This is a genomic window from Streptomyces sp. SM10, from assembly GCF_002910915.1.
GTDB lineage: Bacteria > Actinomycetota > Actinomycetes > Streptomycetales > Streptomycetaceae > Streptomyces.
The window spans coordinates 38,232-56,485 of record NZ_NEUF01000096.1 but is presented as its reverse complement, the minus strand read 5'-3'; the positions used below and the strand labels follow the sequence as shown (position 1 = coordinate 56,485).

Below are 18,254 nucleotides of genomic sequence, written 5' to 3'. Positions count from 1 at the left end.
ATGCGTGCCGTGTGCGCGACGGGCCGCGGGGTCGCCTCCGCCGACATCGTCGCCCTGTGCCGGGCCACGTACGGCCGTTGACGCGTGCCGCCTTCGGGGCGGGCGCTCCCGGGCGCTCCGGCTCACATGGACCGGGGCGCCCGGATCGCGGCGTCCAGGAGCGGATGCTCCGGACGTCCTGGCTTCCTGCGTAGGCCCGTCTGCGTGACCAATGGTCGTCCCCTGGTATGCGCAGGGCTCAATCGGCTGTACCAATGGCTCAGTGGATCGGGCGACGGTTGAGCCAGCAGCCCTGCGCGTGGTGAGATGGTCCTGTCGATGGCGCTGCGGATTCCGTGGCGCCCTTTTTCATGAGAAGGGGCGGGCATCTGTGCTGAAGAGGGCGTTCGTGGCTCCGGACCCGGGGCGGTTGCGTCTGCGTCACGCGACCAGGGCCGTCCTGGGCATCGGGCTGGCCGTCGTCGTGTGCGGCCTGGCCGGGCACTCGCTCGTCGGTGCGATCACCGGCGGGCTGGCGGCACTGCTGGCCCTCTTCACGGTGACCGACCCCACCGTGCGCGGCCAGGCGGTCACCACGGTGCTCCTGCCCGCCGCCGGGCTCCCTGTGTTCGCTCTGGCCGCCGGGCTGCACGACCATCCCGTCGCGCGTGACCTGGCCTTTCTCGCGGTCATGGGCGTCGGCGTCTACGCCAGGCGGTGGGGGCCCCGCGGCCACGCGCTCGGGGTGTTCGCCTTCATGGCCTTCTTCATCACCCAGTTCCTCCGCACCCTTCCGGAGCAGCTGCCCGAGGTGTACTCCGCCGTCCTTCTCTCGCTCCTCACGGCGTCGGCCGTCCGCTTCGGCCTCTGGTGCTACGAGCGGCGGCTGCCCGTGACCGTACCCCTCGCGCCCGTGGTGGGCCGTGGGCTGGCCCGGGCGACCACGCGCCAGGCCGTCCAGGCGACCGCGGGCGGAGCCCTCGCTCTGCTGGCGGGCCAGTTGCTCTCCGGGGAGCGCTGGTACTGGGCCGTGGGGGCCACCTGGTGGGTCTTCGTCAACACGGCGTCGCGCGGCGAGACCCTGGTCCGCGGATTCCGCCGGGTGCTGGGCACGCTGGCCGGCGTCCCCGTCGGGCTGCTCGTCATCGCCCCGCTGCACGGGGCGGTCCTGCCGTCCGCCGCTCTGGTGGCGCTCGGCGTCTTCGGCATCTTCTACACGGCAGCACTCTCGTACACCTGGATGATGTTCTCGGTGACGGTCCTGGCGGGGACGCTCTACGGACTGCTGGGTGTCCTGGACCCCGCACTGCTCACCCTGCGCCTCTTGGAGACCGGAGTCGGCGCCCTCGGCGCGATGGTGGCGGTGCTGCTGCTCCTCCCGGTCACCACCCACGCCACGACCGACGCCTGGATCCAGCGGGCCCTGCGCTGCGTGCACGCGTGCACCGCCGAAGCCGCCGCACGGCTGGCGGGCTCGCCGACCGCCGACCCCGCTCCCCGCGTCGCCGAACTGGAGGCGCTCCTCGGGCGCGTACGACTCTCCCTCGGCCCCCTCGTGCATCCGCTGAGTCCGCTCCGCGCCCGTAAGGTACGGGCCGGGCAGGTGCTCGCGCTGCTCGACGTCTGCGCACGCGAGGTCCGGGGCCTGGCGTCCGTCGCGGCGGACCCGGAGGCCTCCCACGACGCCCGGCTGGCCGCGGCCTGCTGGCGGGTGGAGGCGTCGGTGGAGGCGCTGACGGCGCCCGTGCGGAGGCAGACGGCCCCCGTCGCCGGTGTCCTGCCGCCCGCCGGTGTCACCGAACCCGCGCTGGCCCACCTGCACAGTCTGGAAAGGGCGCTCGCCGAGCTCGCCGCGCCCCTGCACAGCTCGCCGCGTGCCCCGCTGATCGGAGCCTGACCTCTCCGCGCTCTTTGGTACGGACCAAAAGGTGCTGCCTGCTACCGTCGGCCGGGAAGATCGGGACGGACGTGAAGAGGGGTAGCGCGATGGGCGCCGACCACGCAGTGCGGGCATTCATAGGGTCGTTCACCTCGGCGGGCGGCCGTGGCATCACCGTCGCCGCCGTCGACCGGGACACCGGGGAGCTGACCGTGCTCGGGTCGACGGACGTCGTGCCCGACCCGTCCTTCCTCGCGGTCGGCCAGGCTCCCGCGACGGGTGACACCGTGCTCTACGCGGTCAGCGAGTCCTCCGAGGGCGCCGCCGCGGCTTTCACCGTCGGCGCCGACAGCTCTCCACGGCTGATCGGAGAGGTGCGGCCGGTGGACGGGAACAGCCCGACCCACCTCGCCCTCGCCGGGGGCCGTCTCCTCACCGCCAACTACGGGTCCGGCAGCGTCACCGTGCTGCCCGTGGGGGACGACGGCGCGCCCGGGCCGGTGGGTGCCGTGCTGAGCCACGAGGGCCGCGGTCCGGACGAGGACCGCCAGTCGGCCCCGCACGCCCACCAGGTGCTCCCCGACCCGTCGGGCACGTGGGTGCTGAGCGTGGATCTCGGTACGGACTCCGTCCGCGTCTGCGCCCTCGAGCCCGCCACGGGCGCGCTGCGGCTGCACTCGGAGGCGGCCCTGCGACCGGGGAGCGGGCCACGTCATCTTGCCTTTCACCCGTCCGGGGGACACGCCTACGTCCTGAACGAGCTGGAGCCGACGGTCACGGTCTGCCGCTGGGACGCCCCCGCGGGGCTGCTCGAACCCCTGGGGGAGACGCCTGTGCTGCCGCATGACCACGGCGAGGGCCCGGCCGTGCGCACCTACCCGTCGGAGGTGGTGGTCTCCCACGACGGCAGGTTCCTGTGGACCGCAAATCGCGGGCACGACAGCATCTCCGTGCTCACGCTCGACGAGACGGCGGAGAAGCCTGCCCTCGCGGCTGCCGTGGGCTGTGGCGGACGCTGGCCCCGCGACCTCGCCCTCGACCCCTCCGGGCAGTGGCTGTACGCCGCCAACGAGCACTCGGGGAACGTCAGCTGGTTCGCCGTGGACGCCGAGACCGGAATCCCGGCGCACGCGGGCTCCATCGAGGTTCCGGCCGCCTCCTGCGTGGTCTTCGGCTGACGCGACCTGAAGCGCCCCGGCATCCTGACGTGCCGGGCGCGCCGGTGGGCGCAGAGGGGTATGCGGTGAGCTGACCGCGACGAGGCGCGGACCGGAGCGGTCCGCGCCTCGTCCGCGGATCAGTGCGCCTGGGCGCCCTGCGGTGTCGCCGGCGTGATCCCCAGCGTCGTCGCGTACAGCGAGAGCACGAGCTTGCCGATGGCCGGGTACGCGCCGAGCGGCTCGGCGGTCGCGCAGCCGGCCTCCTTCGCGGCCGCGTCCAGCAGTCCGGCGTCGATCTCCGGGCCCACCAGGTACGGCGCCAGCGCGAGCTGCGCGGAGCCGGAGTTCTGCAGCTGCGCGGCGATCGAGGCCACGGAGCCCTCCACGTCCAGGGCCGCGGCCATCACCGGCACCGCGAGGCGGGCGGCCAGCAGCATGCCGGTGATCCCGGCGGCCTGCACGGCCTCCTCGCCGCCGACCGTGGCCAGCACGATGCCGTCGGCCGCGGTCGCCACGGTGAACAGCCTCGCGCGGTCGGCGCGTGACAGCCCGGCCTCCGAGAGCCGCACGTGCAGCGCTTCGGCGAGCAGCGGATGGGGACCCAGGACATCGGTCAGCTCCGCCTGCGTGCCGCTGTCCATGACGGCCTGCCGTATGCGCCGGATCAGGGCGCTGTCCGGCCCCGCGAGCAGCGGCACCACGACGGCGGACGGCCCCGAGGGCTCGGCGACCTCGCGGCCGGCGGCGGTGGCCTGCTCGTAGCGCGCGGTGCGCTCGGCGGCGGCATGGGTGAGTACGGAGGCGAGCGTCGGGTATTCGGCGTCGTCGCCGTCGAGATAGCCGATCTGCGCGTTGAGACCGGGCAGCTCGGAGCGGGCGATGCTGATGACTTCCTCGGCCAGGCTGCGCGAGGCCGGGGAAGGGGTACCGGGAAGGGCAAGAACGAGCGCGGCAGCGCCCTCAGGTGCGACCACGGGCTCCGGGCGGCGGTGCCGTCCGGACTGGCGAGGTCGCGGCATTCGTACAGGCAGGCCGGAAGCGGGCCCAGTGGGGGTGCTCATGGCGCCGCATGCTACTGGTTTTGGGTGCCCCTCTGTTCGACGAGGGGGCGGCTGGACGTCATCTGTCCATATATGTCTGTTGAGTGGCGTAGTAGGCGACTGACCTGCTCCGTCCCGGCGGGCGATCGCTCGAATCGTCTACGTTACTCCCGGTACGAACAGCAGGGTCGGGTGGGACGGGACGCGCAGCCCCGGTCCGGCGAGCGCCCGGGCGATCTCCAGCGCACCGTGCAGCGGGTCTCCTGCCGCCGGCACCACGCGTGCCCGCGGGATCTGTGCGGCCAGTTCTTCGCGGAGTGGTGCGAGAAGCGGCTCGCCCATGCGGAACAGCCCACCGGTGAGGGCGACCTCGCAGCCGTCGGGGCCGGATTCGGCAGGGCCGGGGCAGACCGCGGCCGCGGCTTCGGCGATGTGCGCCGCGGCCTCCCGCAGGATCCCCGCGGCGACCTCGTCTCCAAGGGCGCACGCGACGACCTCGGGGGCGAAGGAGGCGAGCAGCGCGGGACGGTCCGTACGCGGATACAGCAGACCGGGAAGGCCGGTGACGGGCCCGAAGACCGCCTCCAGCCGCTCCAGCAGTGCGGGTGAACCACCCCGCCGGCCGTCGTGGGCCCGCATCGCCGCATCGAGCCCCGCACGGCCGATCCAGGCGCCCCCGCCGCTGTCGCCCAGCAGATGTCCCCAGCCGTCCGCCCTGCGCCACGTCCTCAGGTCGGTACCGAGCGCGACCATGCCGGTCCCCCCCGCCACGACCGCTCCGGGCCGCTGGCCCAGCGCCCCGGCGTAGGCGGTGACCGCGTCGGCGGCCAGGGCCATCCGCCGGACCCCCAGCGTGTCGGTGAGCGCGGTGGGCACCTCCGCCCGCAGCCGCTCCCCGAGCGTCGCCATGCCCGCCGCTCCGAGCGCCGCAGTCGTGACGGAGGCTCCGGGGCCCTCCCGCTCCAGCAACCGCCGGGCCGCCGGCAGCAGCTGCTCCAGCAGGTGCCCGGCATCGATGCCTGCCGTCCCGGTCCGCACCGGTTCGGCGCAGATTTCGGTGTGGACGGGGCGCCGGGCGTCCACGGACCCCAGGGCCACCCTCAGCCCCGAACCGCCCGAGTCCACCCCGAGGACGAAGGTGCCAGGGGCTCCGGTCACGACAACCACCTCTCGTCCGACCGCTGTTCGGTCGGCTCGCTCACCGCGGGCGACACCACGGACGCGCTCTCATGGACTGGTTCCGGGGAGTGGGGGACGGATGACGACGCGCAGACTATCCCCAAGGGCGGCACCGGCGGGGACCGCATGATCACGCTGTCGGTGTAGGCCGGTAGGGTGACGCCTGTGGCAGCGCGACCGTTGAGTGAAATTGTGGAGCCCGGCTGGGCTCAGGCGTTGGAACCCGTGGCCGGCCGGATCGCGGCGATGGGGGACTTCCTCCGCGCGGAGATCGGCGCGGGCCGCACCTACCTGCCGGCGGGGCAGAACGTCCTGCGCGCCTTCCAGCAGCCCTTCGACGACGTACGCGTCCTGATCGTGGGTCAGGACCCCTACCCGACCCCGGGCATGGCGATCGGGCTGAGTTTCGCGGTCGCCCCCGACGTGCGGCGGCTGCCGGGGAGCCTGGAGAACATCTTCCGGGAGCTCCACGCCGACCTCGGTGTACCGAGGCCGTCCAACGGAGACCTGACGCCCTGGACGCGGCAGGGAGTGCTCCTGCTCAACCGGGCGCTGACCACGGCACCGGGCAAGCCGGCCGCCCACCGGGGCAAGGGCTGGGAGGAAGTGAGCGAACAGGCCATCCGCGCGCTTGCCGCGCGCGGCAAGCCGATGGTCTCCGTGCTGTGGGGGCGGGACGCGCGCAATGTGCGGCCGCTCCTCGGGGAACTGCCCGCGATCGAGTCGGCGCACCCTTCCCCCATGTCCGCGGACCGCGGCTTCTTCGGCTCGCGGCCCTTCAGCCGCACCAACGACTTCCTGGTCCGTGGGGGAGAGCAGCCGGTGGACTGGCGCCTGCCGTGAGCTCCGCCCCGGCGGAACACACGGCGGACCGCAGCCGGTCCGCAGCCCGGCGCCCGGGATCCGGTCCCGGCCGTCCCGCACAGGTGGGCCGCACGCGGGCACGAGCCCTGTGACCCGAGCTCCGGCGGTGCACCCCCGCATCTCTGTGAGCACCCGGCCCCACCGGCATCCCCCCCACCGGCATCCCCCCGCCGGTGGGGCCGGCTCCTTTTCCGGGAAGGACAGCCGCCCGCCCCGACCGAAGCCTCTCCACGAGCCCGTCCGGGTGGCTCTTCGGGGCCTCGACGCCCCGGACGCGGGACACCGGCCGCAGACTCCCGCCGCCGGGCGGCGCGGCTGTTAGCGTCCCCACTCCACCGGCCCGGCCGGCCCGGCCGTGCCGTCGGCGAGGCGGAGGAGTGGTGTCCCATGCGTGTTCTGCTGGTCGGCGCGGGAGGCGTGGGAACGGCGATCACCCGGATCGCGGCCCGGCGGCCCTTCTTCGAGTACATGGCGGTCGCCGACTACGACCTCGGGCGGGCGGAGACCGCCGTCGCGGCCCTGGGCGAGCCAGGGGCCCGCTTCGGCGCGGTCCGGCTCGACGCGTCCGACCCGGCAGCCGTGCGCGCCGCACTCACCGAACACCGCTGCGACGTCCTGCTCAATGCCACCGACCCCCGCTTCGTCATGCCGCTGTTCGAGGCGGCCCTCGCCCACGGCGCGCACTACCTCGACATGGCCATGTCGCTGTCCCGGCCGCATCCGTCCCGCCCGTACCAGGAGTGCGGGGTGAAGCTCGGGGACGCCCAGTTCGCCCGGGCGGCCGAATGGGAGGCCGCCGGCCTCCTCGCGCTGGTCGGGATGGGCGTGGAACCGGGGCTCTCGGACGTGTTCGCCCGCTACGCCTCGGACGAGCTCTTCGACGAGATCGAGGAGATCGGGATCCGTGACGGCGCCGACCTGACGGTGGAGGGCTACGACTTCGCCCCGTCCTTCAGCATCTGGACCACCATCGAGGAGTGCCTGAACCCACCGGTCGTCTACGAGGAGGGGCGCGGCTGGTTCACCACCGCCCCGTTCAGCGAACCGGAGGTCTTCGACTTCCCGGAGGGCATCGGGCCCGTCGAGTGCGTCAACGTCGAGCACGAGGAGGTGCTGCTCGTCCCCCGATGGCTGAAGGCCCGGCGGGTCACCTTCAAGTACGGGCTGGGCGACGAGTTCATCGGGGTGCTGCGAACCCTTCACAAGCTCGGTCTGGACCGCACGGACCCCGTCCCCGTCAAGAGCGGTGCCGGCGACGCCCAGGTCTCGCCGCGGGACGTGGTGGCCGCCTGCCTGCCCGACCCGGCCGGACTCGGTGACCGGATGCATGGCAAGACGTGCGCGGGCACCTGGGTGAGAGGCCGCAAGGACGGCAGGCCCCGTGAGGTCTACCTCTACCACGTGGTCGACAACCAGTGGTCGATGCGTGAGTACGGCTCCCAGGCCGTGGTCTGGCAGACCGCGATCAACCCCGTGGCCGCCCTCGAACTCGTCGCGGGCGGCGTCTGGGGCGGCACCGGGGTTCTGGGACCCGAGGCCATGCCGCCCCGGCCGTTCCTCGATCTCCTGACCGAGTACGGCGCACCGTGGGGGATGCGCGAACAGTGAAGGCCGAGGGGTGCCCCCGGGCGGGTCGGAGGGTGCCCCGGGGTGCCCTCCTGACATGCGCGCCGGGACATAGCTCAATAGCATGCGGAAGGAAATATTCCGCCTTTTTGTCAGGCCTGTGACCCTAGTGAGGGAGCGTGGCAGAGGACCGTGCCGGATCGGAACCGCCGGCAAGCTTGAAGCCGAACGCGATCGGCTTCGTCGACGCGCTGGTCATCGGACTGAACGCGACGTCGCCGGCGTACTCGGTGGCCGCTGTCATCGGCCCGATCGTGGCGCTCGTCGGTATCTACGCGCCCGGAGTGCTCTTCGCCTCCTTCGTGCCGATGCTTCTCATCGCCTCGGCCTTCTACTACCTCAACAAGGTCGACCAGGACTGTGGGACGACGTTCTCCTGGGTGACACGCGCTCTGGGGCCGTGGACCGGATGGCTCGGCGGCTGGGCCATCACGATGACCGGGGTGCTCGTGGTCGGGTCACTGGCGGACGTCGCCGTCAGCTTCGGGCTGATGGCCGTCGGCCTCGACAGCTGGGCCGAGAACACCTTCGTGCGCCAACTGCTCACCGTGCTCCTGATCGTGGTGATGACCGGCCTGTGCGTGATCGGGACCGAGATCTCGGCCAAGGTGCAGAACGTCCTGATCCTGGCTCAGGTGGTGTTCCTCCTCGTCTTCGTGGTCGTCGCGCTCTACCGCGTCTACGCGGGCACGACCGACTTCGACTCCGTCAGACCCTCCGTCGAGTGGATCAACCCCTTCGGGGCGGGCGGAGCGGCGCTCACGGGAGGTCTGCTGCTGGGTGTGTTCATCTACTGGGGCTGGGAGTCGTGCGTCAACCTCACCGAGGAGGTGGAGGACTCCGCGACCGCTCCCGGGCGGGCGGGTGTCTGGTCGACGGTCATCCTGCTGGTGACCTACCTGTCCGTCGGCTTCGCGGTCGTGGCGTTCGCCGGACCGGCCTACCTCGCGGAGAACGCCGAGGAGGAGGAGTTCATCTTCGCCCTTCTCGCCGGTGAGGTCATGGGGGGCTGGGACTGGATCGTGCTGCTCGCCGTCGCGACGTCGGCGCTCGCCTCGACGCAGACCACGATCATCCCGGCCTCGCGCACCGCGCTCTCGATGGCCCGCCGCCACGCGCTGCCCGCCCACTTCGCGCGCATCAGCCCACGCTTCCGGACCCCCGACGTGAGCACGTGGTGGGTGGCGGTCATCGCCGTCGCCTGGTACCTCGTCGTCAACCAGATCAGCGAGAACGCCCTCTTCGACTCGCTGACGGCGCTCTCCCTCCTCATCGCCTTCTACTACGCGCTCACCGGGGTGGCGTGCGCCGTCTACTACCGCCGACACCTCACCGAAAGTGCGCGCAACTTCTTCCTCATCGGCCTCGGGCCGCTGGTGGGAGCCGGTCTGCTGACCTGGCTGCTGGTCCGGTCCGTCATCGACATGTCCGACCCGGAGAACTCCTACAGCGGGACCTCCTGGTTCGGGCTCGGCCCGCCGCTCGTCATCGGCATCTGCATCAGCCTCGCCGGTGTGGTGCTCATGGTGGTGCTGCGGCTCCGGTCGCCGGCCTTCTGGGCCGAGCGCCGGGGCGTGGTCGACCCCGACCTCGTACACGGCAAGGAGGCCTGAGATGTCCGTGGTCCTCGGGTACGACGAGTCACCGGGTGCCGCACGGGCCCTGCGCGCGGCGATCGAGGTGGCCGGCGCGTTCGGCGAGCAGCTGGTCCTGGTCTACGGCGCGGCCCCGCCCGGCCCCACCGGCGAGGAGTACCGCGCCCACTACGAGGCCATCCGCCAGGCCGGGCGCACCGGGCTGGAACGGGCGGTCGCCGCGGCGGAGGAGGCCGATGTACCGACCACGGTCGAGGTCATCGACCAGAGCCCGGCACAGGCGCTGATCGAAGCCGCCGCACGGCACGCGGCCAGGGTCATCGTGGTGGGCAGCTGGGGCGAGAGTCCCATCCGGGGAGCGCTCCTCGGATCCACCCCGCACAAGCTCCTGCACCTGTCCACCGTACCGGTGCTCTGTGTGCCGACCGAGGAGTGATGTGCCGACCGAGGGGCGATCCGGCGGGAGGCTCAGGGAGCGAAGCGCTCCCGCCGGGATGCCCTGACGGCGACCGGCCGTCGCCCGGTCAGCCGATCACCGCCGCCCGGACGCACAGGACGTCCGGCAGGTGCGAGGCGAGCTCCTGCCAGGTGTCCCCGTCGTCCGCGCTCGCGTACACCTCACCGTTGCGATTGCCGAAGTAGACGCCCGCCGGGTCCGCGTCGTCCGTGCAGAGACCGTCGCGCAGCACCGTGCCGTAGTGGTCGCCGTCCGGGAGGCCGCGCGTGAGCGGCTGCCAGGTCTTGCCCGCGTCCTCGGTCCTGAACACGCGGCAGCGGCGTCCGGCCGGCACACGGTCCGCGTCGGCGTTGATCGGGAAGACGTAGAAGGTGTCCGCGCGATGCGGGTGCGCGGCAGCGGCGAAGCCGAAGTCCGAGGGCAGGCCGGTGCCGATGTCCTTCCAGCGCTTCCCGCCGTCGTCGCTGCGGAACACGCCCCAGTGGTTCTGCAGGTAGAGCCGGTCGGGATCGGCCGCGTCCCGGGTGACCTTGTGGACGCACTGGCCGAACTCGGGATCGGGATCGGGCAGGAAGACCGCTGAGACGCCCTTGTTGGAGGGGGCCCAGCGTTCACCGCCGTCCTCGGTGCGGAAGACGCCGGCGGTGGAGACGGCGACGGTCACGGCGGCCGCGTCCCTCGGGTCGGTCAGGATCGTGTGCAGCCCCTCCCCGCCGCCGCCCGGCACCCACTTGGACCGTGTCGGGTGCTCCCAGAGCGGGCGGACCAGCTCGAAGGACTCGCCGCGGTCGTACGACCGGAACAGCGCTGCCGGTTCGGTCCCCGCGTAGACGACGTCGGGGGCTTCCGGGCCGGCGGGGTGGAGCTGCCAGACCCGCTCCAGCGACGCCTCGGTGAACTGCGGGAACTTCACCGCGGGCTGTCTGGGCTCCACCCAGGTCCCGCCCAGGTCGTCGGAGTGGAAGACCGAGGGACCCCAGTGCGCACTGTCCCCGCCCACCAGCAGGCGGGGCACGCCACCCCGGGTGTCGATCGCGATCGAGTAGATCGCCTGGGCGTTGAAATGAGGATCGCCGAACTCCCACGTACCGCCGCGTCTGCGGCCGATGAAGAGCCCTTTGCGGGTACCTACGGTGAGCAGTACATCCGTCATGACATGACCCTCCCGAAACGCCGTTGTGCCGGATACGGGTCAGTCTGCACCCCGGCACTGACAGTGGCCGGGACATGCGGTGTCGCCCCAGGTCACCACGGTCGCGGCAGCGGATCGGGCGGGCCGGGCGAGGTCGGTCCGGAACGGGGAGGGCGGAGGGGGCCGGGGTGTCCGCAGAGGGCGAAAACGCCGTCCCGCGCGGGACGGCGGGCGAGTGTCTGGGCCACGGTGGCCACGGGTTCCCGGTCCGGGAACCCCCGCCGCCCTCACGGATCGCCCACACGTCGTACGGCCCTCACGCGTACACCGCGCTGAACAGCCGCTTGAAGGGGGCCGGGTTCTCGGCCTCCGTGGAGGGGCCGTCAACCGTCCGGCGGGAGACCCGCACGTCCTGGAACGAGCCGGAGAACGCCTCCTCGACGCCCGGCGTGTACGGGGTCGGCTGAAGGCGGTCCGTCCGCGCCTCGGAGTCAGCTGCCGTTGCCCGGCGCCCCGGGCGGGGCCGTGCTGCTGCGGACGACCAGGCTCGTCGCGAGGTCGACCCTGGTCGTCGCGGGCTGCCGGCCCCGGCCCAGGTCGAGGACCAGCCGGGCCGCGGTCTCCGCCATCTCTATGAGGGGCTGGCGCACCGTGGTGAGCGGGGGGCCGATCCAGCGGGTGAGCGGCAGGTCGTCGAAGCCGACGACGCTGAGGTCCTCCGGGATCCGCAGCCCCAGCTCGCGCGCGGCCTCGTAGACGCCGAGCGCCTGCAGGTCGTTGCCGGCGAAGACGGCCGTGGGCGGCTCCGGCAGCCGCAGCAGGTCCAGGGCCGCCGTGTAGCCGTCCTCGTGGTTGAACTCGCCCTCCCGGACGAGCTCGGGGTCCATGGGCACGCCGGAGGTCTCCAGGGCGGCACGGTAGCCGTCCAGCCGGGCCCGGCTGCACATCATGCGGGCCGGCCCGCCGATGACGCCGATGCGCCGGTGGCCCAGACCCGTCAGATGACGGGTGGCGGCCAGGCCGCCCTGCCAGTTGGTGGCTCCCACCGACGGGATGTCGTCACCGGGGTCGCCCGCGGGGTCGACGACGACGAACGGGATGGAGCGGCTCGTCAGCTGTGCCCGCTGGGCGGCGTCGAGGTCCGAGAGCACCAGGATCACTCCCGCCGGGCGGCGCGCCAGGACGCCGTCCACCCATGTCTGGCCAGGGGTGAGCCGGCCGGCGCTCTCCGAGAGGACCAGGCTCAGCCCCTCTTCCCTGGCGACGTTCTCGACTCCGCGGACGACTTCCATCGCCCAGGCGCTGTCCAGTTCGTGGAAGACCAGATCGATGAGCTGGGACTGCTGGGAGGCGCCACGCCTGCGGCGGTAGCCGTGGCGCAGCAGCAGCTCCTCCACCCTCGTGCGCGTACCGGGGGCGACGTCGGCGCGTCCGTTCAGCACTTTCGAAACTGTCGGAGCCGAGACTCCGGCCGCTCGGGCGATCTCCGCCAGCGTGGCGGTGCTCTCCGACGACTCGCCGGCGGACGCCTTCTCCTGTTGGGGCTGGACCTTTGCAGGGCTCATGGACGAATCGTAGCTCCCTCGCCGCCCTGTACACGCGCCTGGGCAAGGTTCGTAAATCCTTGCTCCTACCCTCTTGACTGGCCCGAAACACGACCGTACGGTTCCGGCAACATTCGAAAGGCACGCCGAAACATTCGACAGAGGGTGCGGTCATGCGGTCGGGGATATTCACTCAGGGCACACGTACGACGAGATGGGCCGCGGCGGGTGCGGCCATGGCCATGGCCGGGCTGCTGGCCGGCTGCGGGTCCGGCGCCGGCGGGAGCGACAGCGGGACCATCACCGCCTACGTCTACGGCGACGACGCGGTCAAGGTCCAGCAGGCGGCGGTCGACACGTTCAACAAGACGTCCGAGGTCAAGGTCAAGCTGGTGTCGGTCCCCGGCACCGACTACGTGAACAAGCTGCGCAGCGCCATGGGTTCCCCCAGTGCGCCGGACGTCTTCTTCAACTGGGGTGGCGGCTCCATCAAGCCGTACGTCGACTCCGAGGACCTGGTCGACCTCACGTCGACGGTCGAGAACGACCCCACGCTCAAGGACGGCTTCCTTCCCTCGATCATGACGGCCGGCGGCCTCGAGGGGAAGGTCTACGGGGTGCCCATGCGCGGCATGCAGCCCGTGATGCTCTTCTACAACAAGGCGCTCTTCGCCGAGCACGAGATCGAGCCCCCGAAGACCTGGGAAGACCTCCAGTCGGCCATCAAGACCTTCAAGGACGCCGGCGTCACCCCCTTCGCGCTCGGCGGGTCCGACAAGTGGCCCGAGCTGATGTGGATGGAGTACCTCCTGGACCGGATCGGCGGCCCCGAGGTCTTCAAGAGGATCCAGGACGGCGACAGCGAGGGCTGGGGCGACCCGGCGGTGCTCAAGACGGCGCAGACCGTCAAGGAGCTGATCGACGAGGGTGCGTTCGGCAAGAACTTCAACTCCGTGGACTACGGCAACGGAGGAGCCCCGACCCTGCTCAACAAGGGCAAGGCCGCGATGCACCTCATGGGTTCGTGGGAGTACTCGACCCAACTGGGCAAGGCCCCCGAATTCGCGAAGAAGGACCTCGGCTGGACCGGCTTCCCGACCGTGGCCGGCGGTGTCGGCGACGCGGCGAACGTGGTCGGCAACCCCACCAACTACTGGTCGGTCAACGCCCGGACCAAGCACAAGGACACCGCCGTCGCGTTCCTGAAGACGATGGCGTCGAAGACCTACGCGCAGGCCCTGGTCGACAACGGTGACGTACCCACCACGTCCAACGCCGCCTCGATGCTGAGCGGCTCGCCCAACCCGCAGTTCGCCACCGACCAGTACGAAATGGTGCAGAAGGCCCCGAGCTTCACCCTCTCGTGGGACCAGGCACTCGAAGCCCAGTACGCCACGCCCCTGCTCACGGAGATCAGCAAGCTGTTCGCGGGCAAGACGACCCCCGAGCAGTTCGTCGAAGCGATGAAGGCCGCGAAGTAACGATGTCCCACCACACTCCGGTCGCGAAGAGCAGCGGAGGCAGGAAGGCGGCCGTCGGCAACGTCGGCCGCCCCCCGGTCGCCTGGGCCCTTCCCGGCATCCTCTTCTTCGCCGTCTTCGCGATCGTCCCCCTGGCGATCGCCGTCTACCTCTCCTTCTGCGAGTGGGACGGGCTCAACTCCCCGACCCTGACGGGTCTGGACAACTGGACCCGGCTCTTCAAGGACTCCGAATTCGGCCAGGCGGCCTGGCTGAGCCTCCTGCTCACCACCATCAGCTGGGTCTTCCAGACGCCGGTCGCTCTGCTGCTGGGCGTCTGGGCGGCCGGACGGCAGCGCAGCCGCGCCTTCCTGTCCGCGATCTTCTTCATCCCGCTGCTGCTCTCCACCACCGCCATCGCGATGCTCTTCCACGCCCTGCTCGACCCCAACTTCGGCGTGATCCAGACCATCGGCCCATGGCTCGGCATCGACCCCAACGTCATGGGGTCGTCCACCGGCGCTCTGCTCGTGGTGGCGTTCGTCGGCGGCTGGCAGTTCATGCCCTTCCACACGCTGATCTACCAGGGCGGCGCCCGGCAGATCCCGGAGGTCCTCTACCAGGCGGCCTCCATCGACGGCGCGGGCATGGTGCGGCAGTTCTTCCACATCACCCTGCCGCAGCTGCGCCACACGATGACGACCTCGTCGGTACTGATGATCGTCGGCTCGCTGACCTACTTCGACACCGTGCTCATCATGACCAAGGGCGGTCCCGGCACGGACACCACGATCCTGCCCTACCTGATGTACCGGACCGGCTTCCAGACGTACGACCTCGGCTATGCGGCGGCCATCGCCACCGCACTCGTCGTCGTGGCCACCAGCATCTCGCTGCTCATGGTGCGCCTCAGTGGCTTCGGGTCCATGCGGTCCACCCGGGAAGGTATGTGACGCGATGTCGATCGACACCCGCCCCGCGGCGCCGCAGCACCGTGCGGCGCCCACCGAGCCCCGCCGCGGGCGCACGACCCCACGGCGCAGGTCCCTGGGAAACCCCGTGGCCGGCATCGGCTCGCTGACCTGGCTCCTCATCGTCCTGGTGCCGCTGTACACCCTCGTCTCCGCGTCCCTGATGCGCCAGGACGAGGCCCTGAACGGCGACCCGCTGGCGATCCCCACGGACCCGACCCTGGAGAACTACAACACCGTGCTGGACAGCGGGTTCCTCACGCTGATCGGCAACACCGCGATCGTAGCCGTCGCCACGGTCGCCATCGTGCTGGTGCTCTCCGTCCCCGTCGCGTACGTGGCGGTGCGCACCCGCAGCCGCCTCTCCTCGCTCGCCTTCCGGACCTTTCTCCTCGGCGTGGCGATCCCCGCACAGGCGGTCATCGTGCCCCTCTACCTGATGATCGGGAAGATGGGGCTGTACGACACCCTCTGGGCGATCATCCTGCCCACCGCGGCCTTCGCGATGCCCGTCGCGGTCCTCGTGCTCAGCGGCACCATGCGCGACGTCTCCGAGGAGATGTACGAGGCGATGTCCCTCGACGGAGCCTCGCCCGTGCGGATGCTCTGGCAGCTGGCGGTGCCGCTGTCCAGGGCCGGAATCAGCACGGTGGCCATCTTCTCCGCCCTCCAGGCGTGGAACGGCTTCCTCTTCCCGCTGATCCTGACCCAGTCGGAGGAGCAGCGCGTGCTGACGCTCGGGCTGTTCAACTTCATGAGCCAGTTCGGAGTGAACATCCCCGCCGTCCTGGCGGCGATCGTCCTCTCCGTCATACCCATCTTCGCCGTGTACCTCGTGGCCCGGCGGGCGCTGATCAACGGACTGATGGGGGTGGGCGGCAAATAGCGCACCCACGCCGCCCCGGAACCACCGCACCCATGAGAGGAACCCCTGCCGCCATGGCAATCCACCCCGTCCCGCAGGCCCGTCAGGCCGATCCGCCCCACGCAGCCGTCGACGGCCCGTGGCGCGACCCTTCGCTCGGTCCGGAGGCGAGGGTGGCCGACCTGGCGGCCCGGATGACACTCGAGGAGAAGGCCGCCCAGCTGTACGGAATCTGGGTGGGCGCCGACGCGGAGGGCGACGGAGTCGCCCCGCACCAGAACGACATGGTCGACCCGGTCGACTTCGAGGACATCACCACCCGCGGACTGGGCCAGCTCACCCGGCCGTTCGGCACCGCCCCGGTGGACCCGGGCGTCGGCGCGGTCGCGCTGGCCAGGGCCCAGGCCCGGATCGTGGAGGCCGGCAGGTTCGGGATTCCGGCGGTGGCCCACGAGGAGTGCCTGGCCGGATTCACCGCGTGGGGCGCCACCGCCTACCCCGTGCCGCTCGCCTGGGGCGCCGCCTGGGACCCGGAACTGGTCGCCGAGATGGCACACCGGATCGGCGGCGACATGCGGTCGGTCGGTGTCCACCAGGGCCTCGCCCCGGTGCTCGACGTCGTGCGGGACCTGCGGTGGGGGAGGGTCGAGGAGACGATCGGTGAGGACCCGTATCTGGTCGCCACCGTCGCCACCGCCTATGTGAAGGGGCTGGAGTCCGCGGGGATCGTCGCCACGCTCAAGCACTTCGCGGGGTACTCCGCCTCGGCCGGCGCCCGTAACCTCGCCCCGGTCCGTGCCGGGAACCGGGAGATGGCGGACGTGATTCTTCCGCCGTTCGAGATGGCGGTCCGTGAGGGCGGCGCCCGTTCCGTGATGCACTCGTACGCCGAGATCGACGGGGTCCCGGTGGCCGCCGACCCGTCGCTGCTCACCGGACTCCTCCGTGACACCTGGGACTTCGGCGGCACGGTCGTCGCGGACTACTTCGGCATCGGCTTCCTGGAGACCCTGCACAAGGTGGCAGCGGGCCGCGCCGACGCCGCCCGCCTGGCCCTGACCGCAGGGGTCGACGTGGAACTGCCCACCGTGCGCAGCTACGGCGACGAGCTGGTCGCCGCCGTGCGGGACGGCCTGGTGGCCGAGGAGTTGGTGGACCGCGCCCTGCACAGGGTCCTGCTGCAGAAGTGCGAGCTGGGCCTGCTCGATCCGGACCGCCAGGAACTGCCGTCCGCGCTCGACGGCGTGGACCCGGCGCGGGCGCGCGGCACGGTGGACCTGGACCCGCCGCGGAACCGGGCCCTGGCCCGGCTGATCGCCGAGCGTTCCTGTGTCCTGCTGGCCAACCCCGAGGGCGCGCTTCCGCTGAGCGGCACCGGACGGATCGCGGTGGTCGGCCCCCGCGCCGACGACCCGCTGGCCATGCTCGGCTGCTACTCCTTCCCGAGCCATGTAGGGGTGCAGCACCCCGACGCGCCCATGGGCATCGCCATCCCCACGGTGCTGGAGGCGCTCCGTGAGGAGTTCCCCGGCGCCGGCATCGACTACGCGCAGGGCTGCGACGTGGACGGTACGGACGCCGAGGGGATCGAGGGCGCCGCCGCGCTGGCGGCCGGTGCCGACGTCTGCGTGGCCGTGCTCGGTGACCGTGCCGGGCTCTTCGGCCGCGGGACCTCCGGCGAGGGCTGCGATGTGGCCGACCTCTCGCTGCCCGGTCGCCAGGGCGAGCTCCTGGACGCACTGCTGGCGACCGGAACCCCGGTCGTCCTGGTGCTGCTGACGGGACGTACGTACGCGCTCGGTGGCCGGGCCGACCGGCTGGCAGGCTGTGTGCAGGCCTTCTTCCCCGGCGAGGAGGGCGGCCCGGCCCTCGCGGGTGTGCTCTCGGGGCGGGTGAACCCGTCCGGGCGCCTGCCCGTGAGCGTGCCCCGCGGCACCGGCGGGCAGCCCTGGACCTATCTGCAGCCGCCGCTCGGCCTGGCCAACGGGGTCACCAATCTGGACCCGACGCCGCTGTACCCCTTCGGGCACGGGCTCTCGTACACCTCGTTCGCCTGGGACGCGGGTGCCGAGGCGCCGGCCGAGCTCCCCACCGACGGGGAGGCCGACCTCGCGGTCACGGTCCGCAACACCGGTGACCGCGACGGGGCCGAAGTGGTCCAGCTCTACGTCCACGACCCGGTCGCCCAGACCACGCGCCCGGAGGCCCGGCTGATCGGGTACGCCCGGGTGCCGCTCGCCGCGGGGGAGTCCCGGAGGGTCAGCTTCCGATTCCACCCCGACCTGGTCTCCTTCACCGGGGCCGGCGGCCGCCGCATCGTCGAGCCCGGCGACCTGGAGCTGCGCTTCGCCACCTCCAGCGACGTGGCCGACACCAAGCAGACCGTACGGCTGCGCCTCACCGGGCCGGAGCGCACCGTCGACCACCGGCGTCGCATGGTCTGTCACACGTCTCTCGACGCGCCGCTCGCACGGACGTGACGCACGGGGCTCCCCGTGCGCCC

The 18,254-nt window shown here is 71.8% G+C and carries 15 protein-coding genes; 11 read left to right on the top strand and 4 right to left on the bottom strand.

Annotation, left to right across the window (positions count from 1 at the left end; all coding sequences use genetic code 11):
* Positions 1-370: 370 nt before the first annotated feature.
* Positions 371-1,876: an FUSC family protein gene (locus tag B9S57_RS14410; protein ID WP_103515973.1), complete on the top strand. Its 1,506-nt coding sequence runs from the start codon at positions 371-373 to the stop codon at positions 1,874-1,876.
* Positions 1,877-1,965: 89 nt separating this feature from the next.
* Positions 1,966-3,036, top strand: a complete 1,071-nt coding sequence (locus B9S57_RS14405; protein WP_103515972.1) for a lactonase family protein — start codon at positions 1,966-1,968, stop codon at positions 3,034-3,036.
* A 119-nt stretch (positions 3,037-3,155) separates the two neighbouring features.
* Here B9S57_RS14405 and B9S57_RS14400 read toward each other — a convergent pair whose 3' ends face one another.
* Both B9S57_RS14400 and B9S57_RS14395 read right to left on the bottom strand, forming a co-directional pair.
* Positions 3,156-4,079 carry a sirohydrochlorin chelatase gene (locus B9S57_RS14400; protein ID WP_103515971.1) on the bottom strand — a complete coding sequence of 308 codons (924 nt, stop codon included), beginning with the start codon at positions 4,077-4,079 and terminating at the stop codon, positions 3,156-3,158.
* 138 nt (positions 4,080-4,217) lie between these two features.
* On the bottom strand, positions 4,218-5,216 hold the full coding sequence (locus B9S57_RS14395) for an N-acetylglucosamine kinase (RefSeq protein WP_258036387.1): 999 nt from the start codon (positions 5,214-5,216) through the stop codon (positions 4,218-4,220).
* Positions 5,217-5,402: 186 nt separating this feature from the next.
* Between B9S57_RS14395 and B9S57_RS14390 the strand changes: the two genes are divergently transcribed.
* From B9S57_RS14390 to B9S57_RS14375, 4 genes are all read left to right on the top strand, one after another.
* Positions 5,403-6,080, top strand: coding sequence for a uracil-DNA glycosylase (locus tag B9S57_RS14390; RefSeq protein ID WP_103515969.1), 678 nt, complete (start codon positions 5,403-5,405; stop codon positions 6,078-6,080).
* Between the two features lie 408 nt (positions 6,081-6,488).
* Positions 6,489-7,709, top strand: a complete 1,221-nt coding sequence (locus B9S57_RS14385) for a saccharopine dehydrogenase family protein (protein ID WP_103515968.1) — start codon at positions 6,489-6,491, stop codon at positions 7,707-7,709.
* 137 nt (positions 7,710-7,846) lie between these two features.
* Positions 7,847-9,340 (top strand): APC family permease, encoded by a 1,494-nt coding sequence (locus tag B9S57_RS14380; RefSeq protein WP_103515967.1) that lies wholly within the window; start codon positions 7,847-7,849, stop codon positions 9,338-9,340.
* 1 nt (position 9,341) lies between these two features.
* A complete protein-coding gene (locus tag B9S57_RS14375) occupies positions 9,342-9,758 on the top strand; it encodes a universal stress protein (protein ID WP_103515966.1) in 417 nt (138 codons plus the stop codon).
* Between the two features lie 88 nt (positions 9,759-9,846).
* On the opposite strand, the gene B9S57_RS14370 is transcribed toward B9S57_RS14375, so the two are convergent.
* On the bottom strand, positions 9,847-10,932 hold the full coding sequence (locus tag B9S57_RS14370; protein WP_103515965.1) for a glycosyl hydrolase: 1,086 nt from the start codon (positions 10,930-10,932) through the stop codon (positions 9,847-9,849).
* A gap of 167 nt (positions 10,933-11,099) precedes the next feature.
* On the opposite strand from B9S57_RS14370, the gene B9S57_RS14365 reads away from it, so the two are divergent.
* On the top strand, positions 11,100-11,378 hold the full coding sequence (locus tag B9S57_RS14365) for a hypothetical protein (RefSeq protein WP_103515964.1): 279 nt from the start codon (positions 11,100-11,102) through the stop codon (positions 11,376-11,378).
* A 24-nt stretch (positions 11,379-11,402) separates the two neighbouring features.
* Here the strand turns inward: B9S57_RS14365 and B9S57_RS14360 are convergent, their stop codons facing one another.
* Positions 11,403-12,476, bottom strand: coding sequence for a LacI family DNA-binding transcriptional regulator (locus B9S57_RS14360; protein ID WP_103515963.1), 1,074 nt, complete (start codon positions 12,474-12,476; stop codon positions 11,403-11,405).
* Positions 12,477-12,691: 215 nt separating this feature from the next.
* On the opposite strand from B9S57_RS14360, the gene B9S57_RS14355 reads away from it, so the two are divergent.
* Genes B9S57_RS14355 through B9S57_RS14340 form a run of 4 tightly spaced genes read left to right on the top strand, consistent with a single transcriptional unit; the run spans position 12,692 to position 18,231 of the window.
* Entirely contained in the window at positions 12,692-13,936 is a 1,245-nt protein-coding gene (locus tag B9S57_RS14355; protein WP_103515962.1) for an extracellular solute-binding protein, read from the top strand.
* Positions 13,937-13,938: 2 nt separating this feature from the next.
* Positions 13,939-14,868: a carbohydrate ABC transporter permease gene (locus tag B9S57_RS14350; RefSeq protein ID WP_103515961.1), complete on the top strand. Its 930-nt coding sequence runs from the start codon at positions 13,939-13,941 to the stop codon at positions 14,866-14,868.
* 4 nt (positions 14,869-14,872) lie between these two features.
* A complete protein-coding gene (locus B9S57_RS14345) occupies positions 14,873-15,772 on the top strand; it encodes a carbohydrate ABC transporter permease (protein ID WP_103515960.1) in 900 nt (299 codons plus the stop codon).
* A 53-nt stretch (positions 15,773-15,825) separates the two neighbouring features.
* A complete protein-coding gene (locus B9S57_RS14340) occupies positions 15,826-18,231 on the top strand; it encodes a glycoside hydrolase family 3 N-terminal domain-containing protein (RefSeq protein WP_103515959.1) in 2,406 nt (801 codons plus the stop codon).
* The last annotated feature ends 23 nt before the right edge of the window (positions 18,232-18,254 follow it).